The 15,949-nt window shown below is 54.8% G+C and carries 15 protein-coding genes; 2 read left to right on the top strand and 13 right to left on the bottom strand.

Annotated elements, in window-relative coordinates; all coding sequences use genetic code 11:
• Window positions 1-3 precede the first annotated feature (3 nt).
• The 9 genes from CHH28_RS00090 to CHH28_RS00130 form a co-directional block, all read right to left on the bottom strand.
• Window positions 4-798: a hypothetical protein gene (locus tag CHH28_RS00090; protein WP_094058396.1), complete on the bottom strand. Its 795-nt coding sequence runs from the start codon at window positions 796-798 to the stop codon at window positions 4-6.
• A gap of 2 nt (window positions 799-800) precedes the next feature.
• Window positions 801-2,024 carry a type II secretion system F family protein gene (locus CHH28_RS00095; RefSeq protein ID WP_094058397.1) on the bottom strand — a complete coding sequence of 408 codons (1,224 nt, stop codon included), beginning with the start codon at window positions 2,022-2,024 and terminating at the stop codon, window positions 801-803.
• A gap of 2 nt (window positions 2,025-2,026) precedes the next feature.
• Window positions 2,027-3,736: a GspE/PulE family protein gene (locus CHH28_RS00100; RefSeq protein ID WP_094058398.1), complete on the bottom strand. Its 1,710-nt coding sequence runs from the start codon at window positions 3,734-3,736 to the stop codon at window positions 2,027-2,029.
• Window positions 3,733-5,067, bottom strand: a complete 1,335-nt coding sequence (locus CHH28_RS00105; protein WP_094058399.1) for a hypothetical protein — start codon at window positions 5,065-5,067, stop codon at window positions 3,733-3,735. Before CHH28_RS00105 ends, CHH28_RS00100 begins: the two co-directional genes overlap by 4 nt.
• Window positions 5,064-5,969, bottom strand: a complete 906-nt coding sequence (locus tag CHH28_RS00110) for an ExeA family protein (RefSeq protein WP_094058400.1) — start codon at window positions 5,967-5,969, stop codon at window positions 5,064-5,066. The genes CHH28_RS00105 and CHH28_RS00110 overlap by 4 nt, the downstream gene beginning before the upstream one ends.
• Window positions 5,969-7,498 (bottom strand): pilus (MSHA type) biogenesis protein MshL, encoded by a 1,530-nt coding sequence (mshL, locus tag CHH28_RS00115; protein ID WP_157729690.1) that lies wholly within the window; start codon window positions 7,496-7,498, stop codon window positions 5,969-5,971. The genes CHH28_RS00110 and mshL overlap by 1 nt, the downstream gene beginning before the upstream one ends.
• Before the next feature lie 78 nt (window positions 7,499-7,576).
• Complete coding sequence (locus CHH28_RS00120; RefSeq protein WP_157729691.1) at window positions 7,577-7,894, bottom strand: hypothetical protein; 318 nt, start codon at window positions 7,892-7,894, stop codon at window positions 7,577-7,579.
• Complete coding sequence (locus CHH28_RS00125) at window positions 7,887-8,543, bottom strand: hypothetical protein (protein WP_094058403.1); 657 nt, start codon at window positions 8,541-8,543, stop codon at window positions 7,887-7,889. Before CHH28_RS00125 ends, CHH28_RS00120 begins: the two co-directional genes overlap by 8 nt.
• Window positions 8,543-10,117, bottom strand: coding sequence for a hypothetical protein (locus tag CHH28_RS00130; RefSeq protein ID WP_094058404.1), 1,575 nt, complete (start codon window positions 10,115-10,117; stop codon window positions 8,543-8,545). The genes CHH28_RS00125 and CHH28_RS00130 overlap by 1 nt, the downstream gene beginning before the upstream one ends.
• Before the next feature lie 239 nt (window positions 10,118-10,356).
• Here CHH28_RS00130 and trmL point away from each other — a divergent pair, with 239 nt between their 5' ends.
• Both trmL and CHH28_RS00140 read left to right on the top strand, forming a co-directional pair.
• Window positions 10,357-10,842 (top strand): tRNA (uridine(34)/cytosine(34)/5-carboxymethylaminomethyluridine(34)-2'-O)-methyltransferase TrmL, encoded by a 486-nt coding sequence (trmL, locus tag CHH28_RS00135; RefSeq protein WP_094058405.1) that lies wholly within the window; start codon window positions 10,357-10,359, stop codon window positions 10,840-10,842.
• A gap of 3 nt (window positions 10,843-10,845) precedes the next feature.
• Window positions 10,846-11,949, top strand: coding sequence for a PQQ-dependent sugar dehydrogenase (locus CHH28_RS00140; RefSeq protein WP_094058406.1), 1,104 nt, complete (start codon window positions 10,846-10,848; stop codon window positions 11,947-11,949).
• Here the strand turns inward: CHH28_RS00140 and CHH28_RS00145 are convergent.
• From CHH28_RS00145 to hemA, 4 genes are read right to left on the bottom strand one after another with little or no spacing between them, the layout of a single operon-like run.
• Window positions 11,938-12,684: a HesA/MoeB/ThiF family protein gene (locus CHH28_RS00145; protein ID WP_094058407.1), complete on the bottom strand. Its 747-nt coding sequence runs from the start codon at window positions 12,682-12,684 to the stop codon at window positions 11,938-11,940. The two genes, CHH28_RS00140 and CHH28_RS00145, sit on opposite strands and share 12 nt — an antisense overlap.
• Window positions 12,677-13,570: a peptide chain release factor N(5)-glutamine methyltransferase gene (prmC, locus tag CHH28_RS00150; RefSeq protein WP_094058408.1), complete on the bottom strand. Its 894-nt coding sequence runs from the start codon at window positions 13,568-13,570 to the stop codon at window positions 12,677-12,679. The genes CHH28_RS00145 and prmC overlap by 8 nt, the downstream gene beginning before the upstream one ends.
• Window positions 13,570-14,658, bottom strand: coding sequence for a peptide chain release factor 1 (gene prfA, locus CHH28_RS00155; RefSeq protein ID WP_094058409.1), 1,089 nt, complete (start codon window positions 14,656-14,658; stop codon window positions 13,570-13,572). Before prfA ends, prmC begins: the two co-directional genes overlap by 1 nt.
• Before the next feature lie 4 nt (window positions 14,659-14,662).
• Window positions 14,663-15,940: a glutamyl-tRNA reductase gene (gene hemA / locus CHH28_RS00160; protein ID WP_094058410.1), complete on the bottom strand. Its 1,278-nt coding sequence runs from the start codon at window positions 15,938-15,940 to the stop codon at window positions 14,663-14,665.
• Window positions 15,941-15,949: the final 9 nt, after the last annotated feature.

The following is a 15,949-nucleotide window of genomic DNA, read 5'->3' on the forward strand; positions in this document are numbered from 1 at the left end:
ATGTTATCGGAATTGCCATGTAATACGCCCTTGTTGGACGCTGTAGTGAATCAAACCTTGCTTCCCAGCTTGTGACAGCCAAGCCTCCTTCGCTTCGGCTGTGACGGACTGTACGGCCAACTCTGGCATCGCATCTACCGCCAATAAATACAAACAGCCATTCCCGTCGGCAACCACCTGCTGCAGTCGCAGCGCACTCAGTAAACCCACGTTGGCCAACCAGCTGTCACTGTTCAGCTGATCGACCGCTACCCCCAGCCACAAACGTTGGCAACCTGCGGTATGGGTCGCATCCGGCTGTAATTCAGCTCGCCCAGTACCAGCTGGCCGTTGGCGCTGCTGTAGGTCGGCCAATGCTTGCCAATCCAGCGGCCAGCCTGAGGCTGACATACGCACTGCGTCCAATTTTGACGTTTTGGGCCAATCGTCGGCAGCAGTTTGTTGGCCCTTTGCAACATCGACTGACGTATTTGGTCTAAGTCTATCAGACCACATCAGCTCTGCACTATCACCACTGACCAACGGCAATTCCAGCCAGACAGGGCGCTGTGCATTGCTCCACCAGCTGGCCCTAAGCGTCAAAATTGCGGCGCGAAAACGACTCGCTGTAGCCATTACCTGCAAACGTTGTGCCTCTTCTAAGAAGGCGACACTTCTGGGTAGCAAAAACGCTAACACCAGCGCCAACACCGTAATGCCCAACACCAACTGAAACTGGCTGTACGCACGCTGCTGATAAACAGCATAGCGCTTACCATCAGCGCCATGTTGACCACCATCAAGCCTGCTGCCCTGCATGCTTAGCCGCGCCCCATGGCCGCACCCGCCAAGTCCCAAATCGGCAAAAACACACCCAACGCTAGCACCAACACCATGGCGCCGAGAAACACCAACAAGATGGGTTCAATGGCGTCGGCCAAACGCTTCAGTTCGTAGTCCACTTCCTGCTCGTAGAAGTCCGCTACTTCGTTCAGCAAACGTTCGATGGCACCGGTTTCTTCTCCCACTGCCAGCATTTGCAACACCAGCGGGGTAAACATACCCGTCGACGCTGCCGTGCTGGTGAGCCGTTCACCGCGTTCAATACCCGCTCGCATGCCACGAATGGCCACCGCAATGTAGCGATTGCCAACGCTATCAGCCACCACGCTCATGCATTGCAAAATAGGCACACCAGCGCCCATCATCATGGCGAAAGAGCGCGAAAAGCGTCCCAGTGCAATGCGCTCAAAAATGCTGCCGATCAGCGGCACACGTAACCGAGTTTTGTCCCACCAAATGGCGCCGTCGTCGGTGCGCACATACACACGCAGCCCGCCCAAACCGACGACCAGCAAGGCCAGCATGTGTGGCCAGTAAGCAACAAAAAAACCCGAAGTACCCATTAAAATGCGTGTCGCCAGCGGCAAATCAGCGCCTAATTTGGCGAACACGTTGGCAAACGCGGGAATCACAAATAAGTTGATGACCACCATGGCAATGCTGATGGCACTGATCACCATAATCGGATAACGCAGTGCCGACTTCATGCGCTTACGCGTTTCGCGCTCCAACTCCAAGTGCTCAACCAAACGCAGCAAGGCATCGTCCAGTTGCCCGGTGTTTTCGCCTACTTGAATAAGGTTGATATAAATGGGTGAAAACACGTCAGGGTGGCGCCGAAACGCAGTGGACAATTCACTGCCAGATACCAAAGACTGATTCACGTCACGCAATATGCGCTGCAGCAGCGGGTTGTGCGATGACTCGGCCAAGCCGTTTAACGCACGAATGATTGGAATGCCGGCTTTGGTTAAGGCGTACAACTGGCGAGTAAATAAAATCAGCTCATCAATCCGCAAGCGCGGCTGCCACCAGGATATGGACGTGGTTTGCTCTTCTTTTGGTGCCGCTTGTTCTTGCAGAGCAGTCACTGTCACACCGCGATCCACCAGCGTATTGAGGGCCACAGTTTCACTGGCCGCTTCGAGATTGCCTTCTACTTTATTGCCGCTGGCATCGCGTCCCTGGTATCGAAAATCCATGCTCAGTCGTCCAACGTCGCCGCCACACGGAAGACTTCATCCAACGAGGTAATGCCTTGGCGGGCATAATCCAGCGCACAGTGAGTCAGCGAGCGGAAATTCGGGGCTTTTTGCGCAGCATCGGCAAAGCCCTGGCTGTCTTTACGCCGCAAAGCGGAAATTAATTCCGGCGTCATTTCCAACAGTTCGTAAATACCAATGCGCCCTTGGTAACCGGTATTGTGGCACTGGTGACAACCACGCCCTTCAATAAACGGATGATCGACGGCACTGCTATCTAGGCCGGTCAACCAGGCTTTTTCCTGCTCACTGCTGGTGTGGGGTTGCTGGCAATTGGGGCATAAACGCTTCACCAGTCGCTGCGCCAATACCGCGCGCAGTGACGACGCGACTAAATAATGATCCAGCCCCATATCGAGTAAACGGTCCGCGGCAGAAATGGCGTCGTTGGTGTGCAATGTCGACAGCACCATGTGGCCCGTCATGGAGGCGCGTAGGCCGATTTCTGCGGTTTCATGGTCACGCATCTCACCGACCAGAACAATGTCGGGGTCCTGACGCAACGCTGAGCGCAATACCGTCGCAAAATCTAAACCGACGCGAGTATTGATTTGCACCTGGTTAATGCGCGGCAAACGATATTCAATCGGATCTTCGGCAGTAATGATTTTCTTCTGCGGCTGATTTAGACGCGTGAGTGCCGCGTACAAGGTGGTGGTTTTACCGCTCCCGGTGGGGCCGGTGACCAAAATCAAACCATGCGGTCGGGTAATCAGGTGCTCAAAATGACGTTGAATACTGGCCGGCATGCCCAGCGCTGTCATCTCTAAAATACCGGCACTTTGATCCAGTAACCGCATCACCACAGATTCACCAAACTGCACCGGCATAGTGGACAAACGCACATCGATATTGCGGTTTTTAACACGGATATTAAAGCGGCCGTCTTGTGGCAGGCGTTTTTCTGAAATATCCAAGCCCGACATAATTTTAAGACGCGATACCAGCGCCGAAGCGACGCGCTTTTCTTTCATCACCTGCTCTTGCAACTCACCGTCTACACGCAGACGAATACGCAGCAACGTTTCTTCTGGCTCGATATGTACGTCGGAGGCTTTTATTTGCACCGCATCTTCAAACAGACTTTGTAATAGCCGCACCACGGGAGCATCGCTGGTGTCTGGGCCACTGCCCAGCGCTTGCACATCAAAGTCACTGCTGGTCAGCTCGCCTTCTAACTCCCCAGCAATGCTGGCCATTTGCTCCTGGCGACGATAACTGGTATCCAATACCGACAGTAATTCTTGCTCACGCACAAACGCCGGATACACAGTGCGCTTTAAAATACGTTGCAGATCGTCGATGACCATTAAGTCGGTTGGGTCCGACATCCCGACCAACACGCCGTCTTTTTCTTCTGCCAACACCAAACAGCGGTAACGCCGCGCCTGAGATTCCGGCAGCGATTGAATCAACTCGTTGTTTAACCGAAAGCGCATCAAATCGACAAACGGATAAGCAAAATAATCCGCTAATGTTTGCAGTAGCTGATCTTCACTCACAAAACCTAAGTCGGCCAAAGCGCGGCCGAGTTTTTTGCCGGTTTTCTTTTGCTCAGCCAGCGCCGTTAATAGCTGTTCTTGAGTAATGAGTTGCTTTTCGAGCAGCAAGTCACCAACCCGTACACGTTTTTTCGGAGCTGTGGTATTCATAGTGTTAATTCCCGAGCCTGTTGTTGCAGCCACAGTCGTTGTTGCGCACTTAGCCCAGAGTAGCGCGCCAGTGTTGGCAGCAAGGCTCTAGCGGCCTGAGTATTGTCCATTTGTCGATACAGCCATAACAGTGCCAGCGGCCAGCTGGCTTGATCGGGTTGCAGTTGCATGAGCTGTTGATACGCCGGCGCTGCCAGCGCGTATTCGCCCGCCATGTGTAGCCCAGGCGCTGCCACGGCCAGCCATTGTAAATCTCGCCGCTGCTGATGCGCGCGATAGAATGCTGTGGCCTGCGGCCATAATTGCTGTTCAATCAAAGTGCGTAAGTAGGCCGTTCGGTAACGCTGCTTGGCTGGCTGTGGTGCAGATATCTCCAGCAAAGGCGCCAGCAGTTGCTGCGCTTGTGACCATTGTTGTTGTTGCATTGCTGCCAATGCCTGTTGAAACGCTTGCTGACCTGGTAGTTGCCGGCGCGTGATTGGGCCGGCGGTGACACGTTCCGTTTCGGAGTTATTTTCTGCACTGAGTGCATTAACATCGGTGGCATCGCTCGCCTGCTCAGTGGTACTCGCTAGGCGAACCACAGGCGCGGCGACTACAGCAGGCTCTGACACTACTGCAGGCTCAAACGTTACGGCGACTTTGGCCGAAGGCGTTCCGTCTACAGAGGGTTCCTCCTCAGATGAAATACGATTGTCGTTTTCTACGATTTGCGGCCCTGTGGCGGGCGTAGTCACAGTTGCTACAGCGGCAACCGGCTGAGCATCCGTGGCCTCAGAGGCATTGGCATTATTAATACCTGCCTTGGTAGCGCCCAATGTAGCAGCATCGCCTTCAGAAATTTCGCTTGCAGCAGTTCCACTGTTAGCAACTTTGCTTTCAATAACGTCAGGCTCGCTGCCTACATGCTTGCTGTCGACATTCTCACTGCCGACGTTCTCACTACTGCCGCCTGCGCTACCGATACGCTCGACCATTGCGCGAGGTCGCTCAGGCTGCAACGCCGTGGTGTTTGTATTATCTGCCTTTAATTCTTCTAAATCGCTGTCAGCCGCCGCAAGACGCATTGAAGCACTGCTTTGCATATTTGCAGAGCTGACTGACAGACCATCTGGCTCCACCGTCACGATATTGACCGAAGGAGCATCAGCGGTGACGCTCATCAGTGCCCAGACAAGTGCAGCAGCCATAGCCACAATCACTAGCGCCAACCAAACAGCGGAATTAGGCATTGCTGATGCTTTTTTCTCCGCCACTAAACCTGCAGGGATGGCATCGGCGGATTCATTGCGTTGGTCGATGTCACGCAGCACTTGATGGACCAAACTCATAACACCACCACACAAGCCAGTAACACCACCACTGCCCACCACCAAGGCACTAGGGTGGCTAAAGTGGCCGCTTCGGTATCGGCCGCCGCTAAAGCAACATGGTGGCGCTCGATTTTATCCACGCCTTGGCCATAACCGGCCAGCAGTGATTTCGCCGCTAAAATATTTACCAATCTGGGCACACCTCCGCTGGCACGCCATAAATGCTCCACGGCATCACGAGCAAATAATTGCATGCCGCGATAACCCGCCAGCGACATACGTTGTTGGATGTAATCCGCCAACATATCGGAGGAGGTTAATGGGCTTAAATTGGCGCTGGAGGTAATGCGCTGTAATAGCTGACGCAATTGCGGTTGCTGTAATAAATGATCTAACTCGGGCTGGCCAAATAATACGATTTGCAGCAGCTTTTGCTGCTCGGTTTCCAGATTTGATACCAGACGCAGCGCTTCAAGCGTTTCTACTGGCATGCTTTGCGCTTCGTCCACCAATAGCACCACTTGTTTGCGCTGTTGCGCCAGTTGCAGCAAGCGCTGTTGCAACGCTTGTTGCACCGCTGGCAACGACATATGAGCAACCGCCAGCTCCAGCTCTGCAGCCAGCGCAAACCATAACGCATCGGCGCTCAAGTGCGGATTGGGTAAATACAAAGTCACACTGCCATGCTGGTGCAGCTCGTTGAGCAAACGTCGGCACAATAGAGTTTTTCCAGTGCCGACTTCGCCGGTGACTTTGACAAAACCTTCGCCGGAAGCCAACGCATATTGCACCAGCTCATACGCCTGACGCTGCGCTGGCAGATCAACATAAAAATCTGTGTTTGGCGTCAGAGTAAAAGGCGCTTGCTGCAAACCAAAATGCTGCTGACACGACTGATTTAAATGCGCTAGTGCCGTCATCAGCCCTCCGGCAACATCATGCCCGAATAACGACGATTCAAGTATTCCACCTGCTCATTGCTGATCGCACCGCCGACGATGCGTGGTTGCAACAGAATGACCAACTCACTTTGACGCATTTGTGTGCGTGTCTGGCGGAATAACCAACCCAGTACTGGAATATCACCCAATAGCGGTACGCTGGCCTCAGTGCTGACTTCGCGGTTCTGCATCAGTCCACCAATAATTACCACTTGCCCAGACTGCGCACGAATAATAGAGTCGGTTTCACGTACGGTGCTGTAGGCCAATGGCAATTTAAATTGATCCTGACTCAGCTCGACGATTTTGGTGCGCTCTTCCACCTCGGTGATGGTCGGATGCACGTGTAAAATGATTTCTTCGTTTTCACCAATTTGCGGTGTGACATCCAGCGCAACACCGGAGAAAAACGGCGTCAGTTCAATTTCTGGTGTTTCGGTGTTGCCAGTGGTGGTGGTGGTGGTCGAATTGGTCACGCCGGTGACGAAGTATTCATCCGAGCCGACTTTAATCACCGCCTTTTGATTATTCACCGTGGCAATGCGTGGGCTCGACAGGACATTGACGTCACCTTGTGTCTGCAACAGCTGCAAGGTGCCGCTAAAGTCACCCACGTCCAAATTCAGAGAAAATATCCCCTCAATAAAATCCGGATTGGACAGTGCCGCCGAACTTAATGAACCGGCCCAAGAGTCACTGTTGCCTTGCGCGGCCAGGGTCGACCAATTAATGCCCGATTGAAAACCATCATTCAGTGTGACTTCCACCACCTTGGCTTCGATCAGCACCTGACGACGCACACTTAGTTCAGCCTTTTCCAAATAATGTTCAACGCTGGCCAGAGTGGTCGGCATGGCATTGGCGATGACCATTCCCGCTTGGGCGTCCACCACCACTTGCGCATCTGGCTCTGGCGCCACCAACAGCTGCAAGGTGTTTTGCAAATTCAGCCAGAAATCACTGCCACTTTGTGTTTCGACTTGCGTGCTGTTAACGGTTGCCGTGCGAGTTGAGGTAGTAGAGCTGTCATCATCGTCGTCACTGGTATCGGTCGAGGTCACTTGGCCACTGCTAACACTCATACCAGAGCGGCCAGCGCGCTGCACATTTAAATAATTGAGCGCAAAGATTCTGGTTTGCCGCTGCGGCGGTGAAATACGAATGCCGTAGGTTCCCTGGTCGAACTGATAGCCGTAAACATCGCGCACGGCTTCCAGCGTTTGCTGCAGCGTGACATTGTTGAGATTCAGACTGATTTCACCGCTGACATCTGGGTGAATAATCAGGTTTTGACCGCTGCCCTCAACCAAGCTGTTAAAAAAGGCCGCTGCCGGCGTACGATCTGCCAGCACGTCAAAACGCGGCGTGGTGTCTGCCAGCGCCTGCACCGGCGGCAATAATTGTTGCAACAGTACGGGTTCGCTCGGTGCACTGGGCACTGCTGCCGGCAGCGTTAGCAGTGGCGTCGGCGCTGGAGCCTCATCGGGCTGCGGCTCCAGCGGCTGCATCGCACAACCTGCCAATATGCTGCTTAGCATTACCATGGGCCATGCGTTCAATAGTCTATTCCCCTTGCCTGTCATGCCTTACTGCACCTTCGTTTTTGTCGATGTCAGCAACTCCAAACGACGCTGCTGTCCGCCTTGGCGAACCACTACATAGTTGCGACCAATGCGCTCTAGCAGTGCGCCGTCGATCTGTTGCCCAGACGTGACCACCTGCTGATTGATGACGGCGACGGGCACGTCCTCCCGCCAGATAATTTGTTGCAATTGCAATGGTTCCACCACCGCGCTGGGCGCACTGCTCGGGCTCCACTGCGGCGGTCGTGTTGGGTCTGCTGCCCAACTGATACTGCTGATGCCGAGAAGCAGCACCGTTAGTAACTGGATGGAGTTAGCCACCAATGACCTCCCGCTCAGTACTCAAAGTGTAGACTTTTAGCGTCACCTGCCCGCGCGGATAGTCGCTGACCTCGTAATCCAGCAGTTGCCAGTACAATCGCCACGGTGATTGATCCAACTGCTCGAGGTAATCCACCAGCCCCGGATAGGTGGCCTTCAGCGTCAGCTGTAAGCCATGGCGATAGAGATGCACGTCTTGATAATCCTGTCCCAGCTCAACCCGCTCTTGTGTACTGTTGCTCAGTGACACCAACTGCAGCCGGCTGTCGGCTTGCAGCAGCTCACGCAACACCGCCACCATCTGCTGCGGGCTGACCAGTGCATCGGTCAGTTGCTCAATGCGCTGTCGCAATTGCTGCAGCGAGTCTTGCTGTGATTCGATGGCGCTGCGCAGTTCGGCGTTGGGGTCTTGTCGTGGCTGATGTTGCAGCTCGTCAAGCTGCTCACTGAGCTGTAAGGTTTCTGCCTGCAACTGCTGTTGCTCCTGCTCTGCTTGCTGTAGGCGTTGCCAAGACGGTTCAATCCACAGCCATATCAGCAATAAAATCAGCGCCGTATGCAGGGTGATTTGCACCAACAAACGCTCGCGCGCCGATAACGCCAAATAGCCACTGATCGCCCGCTCGGCCTGCGGGTGTTGCCACCACATTATGAGTCTTCCCCTTGATCTGTAGCGCGCTGATCTGCGGCATGCTCGCTGGCCAGCTCAAACTGTAACCAGGACTGATCTTCCACTTCTTCTATTTGAATGTGTCTGAATGCTCGCCCGCGATAGCCGGGCTGTTGCAGTAACGCTTCGACGTAACTGGATAATTGCTGTGGCCGTTGTAAATAACCGCGCAGCGCCAATGATTCTCCGCCATCATCAATGCGCACACCCTGCAACCACACGCCCTGATTGGCTACTTGCCCAAGACCACGCAGCATTCGCGTAAAGCTCTGACTTTCTTCCAGCTGACCGCGAGTCAAATAACTCAGAGCCGCTTGTGCACCGATACGCTGTTGCTGCAAACGTTGCTGCTGTGCCACTAAATCTGGGTCTTGCTGCAGCGGCGGCAAACTGTCCTGCAGTTGCTGCAGTTCCTCAGACACTTGCTCGCGCTGCAGTTGCCATTGCTCGGTTTCTTGCACCTGCTGTGTTGCCAGCCACCACAGTACGACGCCCATAACTAGCAGCAGGGCACCATTGATGGCCAGTGACGCCAATAAGTAGGCTACCGGCTTGGCCAGCGTCGGCGGGTGGAACTCCTCAACATAAAAGTTAATGTGTTGTTTAACATCAGTGCGCATCGGCGAGACACCCCCAAGCGCCGTTAATAAAGAGGCCGACAGCCCCGCATCATCATCCGCCATTTGGTTGAATTGAGTGTCCAACACAATTTGTCGCACCGGCACATTTAAGGCGGTTTCTAATAGCGGCATCGTATCGTCGAGGTCGCCGTGGTCGGGCTTTAAAATCCAGATTTGACCAATGCTGCCCATGCCGATCTGACTTTCGTAAAAATCCATCGAGCGCTGTAGTTCCAGCGATAAACGCTCCAATTGGCTGTCGGTTTCTAGGGCAAACTCGCCTTCTTGGGTAATTTGTTTCAGGTCGTTGCAACCGATGGCCAAAGGTCTTTCTAAATACAAAGCACCATCGTAATAAACGTACAAAGCCCCGTCGTGCGCATCTAAACGCAGCAGCGCAACGCTTTGCTCAGGACCCAGCTCGGCCATTAAATTAAGTAAGTGAAACTGTGATAGGGAAATATTGCACAGTTGCAATTCTTGCTGCTGGCACCAGTCCACCAAGCTGCGCAGATGGTCACGGCGCACCGCACTGACAAACGCCATGTCCAAGCGGCCACGATAGGCATCATCAGGCAACCGCGTTGCTTGCACTACCATATCTTCGATCGGGTTAGCCAGCATGTCTTTCACCCGAAAGCGCATGGCATCGCTTAGTTCGTCATCTGGCACCGCTGCGGCTTCCAACAAGTGGACTTCGTAGTGTTGGTGGTCGAGACTCAAATACACACGACTGCCTTGCAAGCCATGCTGCTTTAGCCAACGTGCGACACCATCAAGGCCCGTTTCATCGTCCTGGGGACGGTAACAGCGTGTAACAGCCGAGCCATCAAAGCACACAGCAAACGCCTGCTGTTGGTGCAGTTCAATGCCCACAGAATACTGTGACTGTGCCTGTTTACCCGGCCAACGCCAGCCTTTTTTCCAAATCACCTAACACCTGCAATTTGCTTGCGATTCTGATCAGCCAGGCTGAAGCGCCTATTTTGACTGAGTTTTATAACCATCTGATCTGATAGTTTAGACCAGAGCGATCACAACCATCGGTCTTATATCTAGAACATGACTATTGTGTCAGGCACACAGATCAAGCCTAAGCGTTACTGTGTGTTTTTTTGTGTAAGCAGCGGCTGGGGTTACACTGCGTTTTTTGTCTATGAGTAGCGTGCATCATGTTCAATATCGTGCTGTTTGAACCTGAAATTCCGCCCAACACCGGCAACATCATTCGTCTCTGTGCCAATACCGGGTGCAGCTTACATCTGATTGAACCGCTGGGCTTTTCCTTGGAAGAAAAAGCATTGCGTCGAGCTGGACTGGACTATCACGAGTGGGCACAGATAAAAGTGCACGCCGATTGGCAGGCGTTTGTTAATAGCGAAATACCCGAGCGCGTTTACGCCCTCACCACCAAAGGGCATACCTGCCATTCGCAAGCGCGCTTCGAAGCGGGCGACTACTTGCTGTTTGGACCAGAGACGCGCGGCCTACCGCTCGAGGTGCGCGAGCAACTGCCAAAGGAGCATTGGCTGCGCTTGCCGATGTTGGCCAATAGCCGCAGTATGAACTTGTCCAATTGCGTTGCCGTCATGGTGTACGAGGCGTGGCGACAACAGGACTTTGCCGGAGCCAATTTCGCCCCCAACCCGGAGAGTTAACGCATGCGCTGGATCGCTATTGCCGTTTGTTATCTGAGCTTGGGTTACCTGAGCTTGAGCAGCCCAAACTCAGCCGCCAACACAGCCCCAGTACCAGTGGCCGACGGTTTCAGCATTATCTGGTCGTTATTGCCACTCGATCAGCAGCGGCTGTTAGTTGCCGAGCGACGAGGAACCCTGAGCTTGGTCAATCTCGCCAGCGTTCAGCGCCAAACCATTGCCGGCTTGCCAGACATCCACGCTGCCGGCCAGGGCGGTTTATTGGACATGGCCATCCTCAATGACGACCCCAAACCATGGCTGTATTTTACCTACAGCCACCCGCACCAGGATGGCGCTATTACAGCTTTGGCGCGTGCCCGCCTGGATACACAGCAGCTGCAACTGCAGTCATTAGAGACGTTATTGCTCAGCCAATCCCACGGTGACGGCAATCGCCATTACGGCAGTCGCATCGCTCTGACCGATAAGTACTTATTTATAAGCATTGGTGATCGCGGCGACCGTGACACTGGCCAACGCCTCGATACCCATGCCGGCAAAATTTTGCGTTTACATCATGATGGTCGTGTTCCGGCGGACAATCCTTTTGTCGACGACCCAACCGCGCTGAATGAAATCTGGAGCTATGGCCATCGCAATCCGCAAGGCATGGTGTACGACGCCCGTCATGAACAACTGTGGGCCATCGAACATGGGCCCAGAGGCGGCGATGAGCTGAATTTGATTCGCAAAGGCGGTAATTACGGCTGGGCGCTGGTCTCGCAAGGAAAGGAATATTGGAATCCGGCCTACGTCGGCGACTATCGCCAGCACCCGGACATGCTCGATCCACTGCACAGTTTTACGCCATCAATCGCGCCGGGTTCATTGTTGCTGTGGCAATCGGATTCTCGCACCACCACCTTGCTGGCTGGCGCGCTTAAGCTGCGCCACCTTAATCAGCTGACCATCCATCACGCAGACGGTGGATCTATTAAGGAGCATCGCTGGTTAGAAGACATGGATCAACGCATTCGCGCACTGGCAAAACACCCCAGCGGCGACTTGTTGTTCAGCATTGATGATGGGGTGATTTATCGTTGGAGCCCGAGATCAGTCGAGTGAGCCACAGTCAGCACAGTTTTTTTGCTGGTTCAGCTGCCATCGACGCCAATCGGCCTGCAAGGCGTCGTAGCTGAGCAACTGCCCCAGCGGGCTGGCCAGCCCCAGCAGTAACTTCAGTGTTTCCAGCGCCTGCATGCTGCCGATCACGCCAACGAGCGGCGCTATAACGCCACTGCCAGCACAACTAGCAGCGGCATCGCTCAGATTTGGATACAAACAGCGATAACAAGGTGAGTCATCAATACGAGGGTCAAACACCGCCAGCTGACCTTGCAGCGCCACCGCCGCACCTGACACCCACGGGGTCTTGTGCTGCAAACAGGCGGCATTGATGGCGTAGCGCACATCGGCATTGTCGCTGCAATCGACCACCACATCAACTGACTCAAGCTGCTGCTGTAGCCAATCAACATCCACCGCCACCGGGCAGCAATATACCTGCACACCGCTGTTAATACGCGCCAGCTCTTTTGCGGCGGAGTGCACCTTGTACTCGCCCAACGTTGCGTCGCTGTGGGCAATTTGCCGTTGCAGATTGGACAGCTCTACCCGATCAGGATCAACCAAGGTCAATCGGCCGACACCACTGGCCGCCAGGTACTGCGCCACCGGGCAGCCCAGGCCGCCCAAACCAACGATCAACACATGCGCATCCAGCAGTTGCTGCTGCCCTTCCACATCGACCTGTGGCAATAACACATGCCGCGCATAGCGCAACAGCTGCTGATCATTCATGTCGGCTCCTAGGTTCTGTGTTTGCAGAGTACCTTTGCTCATCAGTCCTGTTAGCAGCATTAACGGACCATTGGCCGCCAGTAATGCGCGCTTGTCCACCTAAATCGCGGCGCGTGGTTACCTGTTGAAAACCCTGCTGTGTTAACGCCCGAGACACCGCCGGGGCTTGTTGCCAACCATGTTCCAGCAACAGCCAGCCGTGATCATTGAGGTAAGCCGGCGCTGCGCGCTGGATATGGTTTAAATCCGCCAGTCCATTGTTTGCCGCCACCAACGCCGAGCGCGGCTCAAAGCGCACATCGTCCTGCTGCAAATGCTCATCGTCGGCGTCGATATAGGGCGGGTTACTGACGATCACATCAAAGCGACCTTCTACCGCCGTAAACCAATCAGAGCGGTATACTTTAACGGGCAAGTTCAAGCGTTCTGCGTTGCTGGTCGCCAACGCCACGGCATCCGCCTGCGCATCGACGGCTTCAATGTGCCAGCCAGGTTTTTCGCTGGCCAGCGCCAGAGCAATAGCGCCTGTTCCAGTGCCCAGATCCAACACCCGAGCGTTGGCAGGCAGGGCCAAATCGAGTACCCATTCAACCAGGGTTTCAGTGTCACCGCGCGGAATCAAGGTGCTGGCGTTCACCGCCAATGGCAAAGACCAGAATTCACGCTGGCCCAGCAGATGTGCCACTGGTATTCCCTGCATACGCTGGTCCAGCAGTTCGGAGGCGCTGTCCTGCTGGCTGCTGCTGAGAGTGCGATCCGACCAGGTGTACAACCAGGTACGGTCTTTATCTAACACATGTGCGAGTAGCAACTCGGCGTCTAACCGCGCACTGTCAGATGCCTCCAGCTGAGCACTGGCCCAGCGTAACCACTGCTCAATCTGCATCAGTGACTGCCAGCCATCTCAGCCAGCAAGTTCGCTTGATGCTCCTGAATCAGCGGCTGTACCACAGGGTTCAAATCGCCCTGCATGATCTCATCCAGCTTATATAAGGTCAGGTTGATGCGATGATCCGTTACCCGCCCCTGTGGATAGTTGTAGGTACGAATCCGCTCAGAGCGATCACCCGAGCCCACCAGGCTTTTACGAGTCGCCGCTTGCTCTGCTTGCGCAGCTTGCAGTTGGGCGTCACGCAGCCGAGTGGCCAATAACGCCATGGCCTTGGCACGGTTTTTATGCTGCGAACGCTCGTCCTGACATTCCACCACCAAGCCCGTCGGTAAGTGCGTCAAACGAATGGCAGAATCGGTTTTGTTAACGTGCTGACCACCGGCACCAGAGGCACGAAAGGTATCGATGCGCAGGTCGTTTTTGTTGATGTCGATCTCTTCTTCTTCGCCCACTTCCGGCATCACTGCCACAGTACAAGCCGAGGTGTGAATACGCCCCTGGCTTTCCGTTTCTGGCACCCGTTGTACCCGGTGTGCACCGGACTCAAACTTCAACTGAGAGTACACGTCGGTGCCGGAAATACGGCTAATGATTTCTTTATAGCCACCGTGTTCGCCGTCGCTGGCACTGACGATTTCGACGCGCCAGCCACGCAATTCGGCATAGCGGCTGTACATGCGATAGAGATCGCCGGCAAAGATCGCCGCCTCGTCGCCACCCGTGCCCGCTCGCACTTCCACAATCACGTTGCGACTGTCGTCCGGGTCTTTCGGCAGCAGTAGAATTTCGATGTCTTTTTCCAGTGCCACCAGCGCCTGCTCGGCGGCCTGTTGCTCTTCGACGCCCATGGCACGCATGTCTGGGTCGCTGTCGTTGGCCAGGATTTTTGCTTCTTCCAGATCCGCCTGCGCTTGCTCGTAAGCACCGAAGGTTTGGGCCACGGTTTCTAGCTCAGCGTATTCTTTCGATAAGCTGCGAAAGCGGTCCTGGTCGCTGGCGGCCTCGGGTTCGGACAGCAAATGGCCGACCTCTTCATAGCGATCACGCAGGTGTTCGAGCTTGGCAATAATGGAGCTTTTCATGATGTTATTTGTCTTCCACGGAGGGGATTGGGCGGTCTAGCCGATACAGCTCACGGGTCCAATCCAGAACTTCCAACCGGCCTTCAGCGCCGGCCTTACGCAACGCCACTGTTGGCGCATGCAACATTTTATTGGTGTAGCTGTGGGCGAACTGACGCAATACACGCTCTGGGTCCGCACCACTTTGCAGCTGACTCAGCGCTTTGGAGAGCAGGTCTTGCTGCACATCGACGGCCTGTTCACGCAGGTCTCGCACTGTGTTGACAGCATCGAGGGTTTTCAGCTCGCGCATGAAATGATCGACGCCAGCCAGAATCAACTCTTCGGCCTGGCGCGCAGCGTCTTCTCGGGAGCGCACATTTTCTTCGATGATGTCACGCAAGTCGTCCACTGTGTACAAGTACACATCGGCCAACTCCGCCACTTCCGCCTCGATGTCTCGTGGCACAGCAATGTCCACCATAAACATCGGCTTATGACGGCGCTGGCGCAGGGCTTTTTCAACCGCACCCTTGCCCAAAATCGGCAACGGACTGGCGGTGGAAGAAATCACGATATCAGCATTGGGCAGCACCTGCGGAATGTCTTCCAACAACACCGCATCGGCATGAAACTCTTCCGCCAAATGCTGCGCGCGCGCCAAGGTACGATTGGCTACGGTGATGTGTTTCACCCCGGCTTGGGCCAAGTGGCGTGCCACCAATTCGATGGTCTCACCGGCGCCAATCAGCAACGCGTGGCTGCGCCCCATGTCCGCAAAGATGTGTTGCGCCATGCGCACGGCGGCAAAGGCCACCGATACCGGGTTTTGACCAATGGCGGTATCGGTACGAACTCGCTTGGCAATGGAAAATGTCTGGCGGAACAAACGCCCCAGTTCAGCACCGACACTGCCGTGTTCTTGCGCCACGGCATAGGCCGATTTCATTTGCCCAAGAATTTGCGGCTCGCCCAGCACCAACGAATCTAGACCGCTGGCGACGCGCATGGTGTGCTGCACGGCGTCGTCTTGCTGCAGGCAATACAAAGCCGGACTCAGTTCATCCACCGACATCTGATGATAGTCAGCCAGCCAACGCGCAATGTCCTCCAACTGCAGCGACTCAGCGCTACAATAAAGTTCAGTGCGATTGCAGGTCGACAGCACCACAGCTTCGGCAATCGGCGCCAACGATGTCAGCTGTTGGAGCACCTCTGGCATGCGCGCAGGGTCAAACGACACCCGCTCACGCACCGACACCGGTGCGGTCTTGTGATTGATGCCCAATGCCCAGATCGCCATACTGCTGCC

It is taken from the genome of Bacterioplanes sanyensis (assembly GCF_002237535.1).
Taxonomy (GTDB): Bacteria; Pseudomonadota; Gammaproteobacteria; order Pseudomonadales; family Oceanobacteraceae; genus Bacterioplanes; species Bacterioplanes sanyensis_A.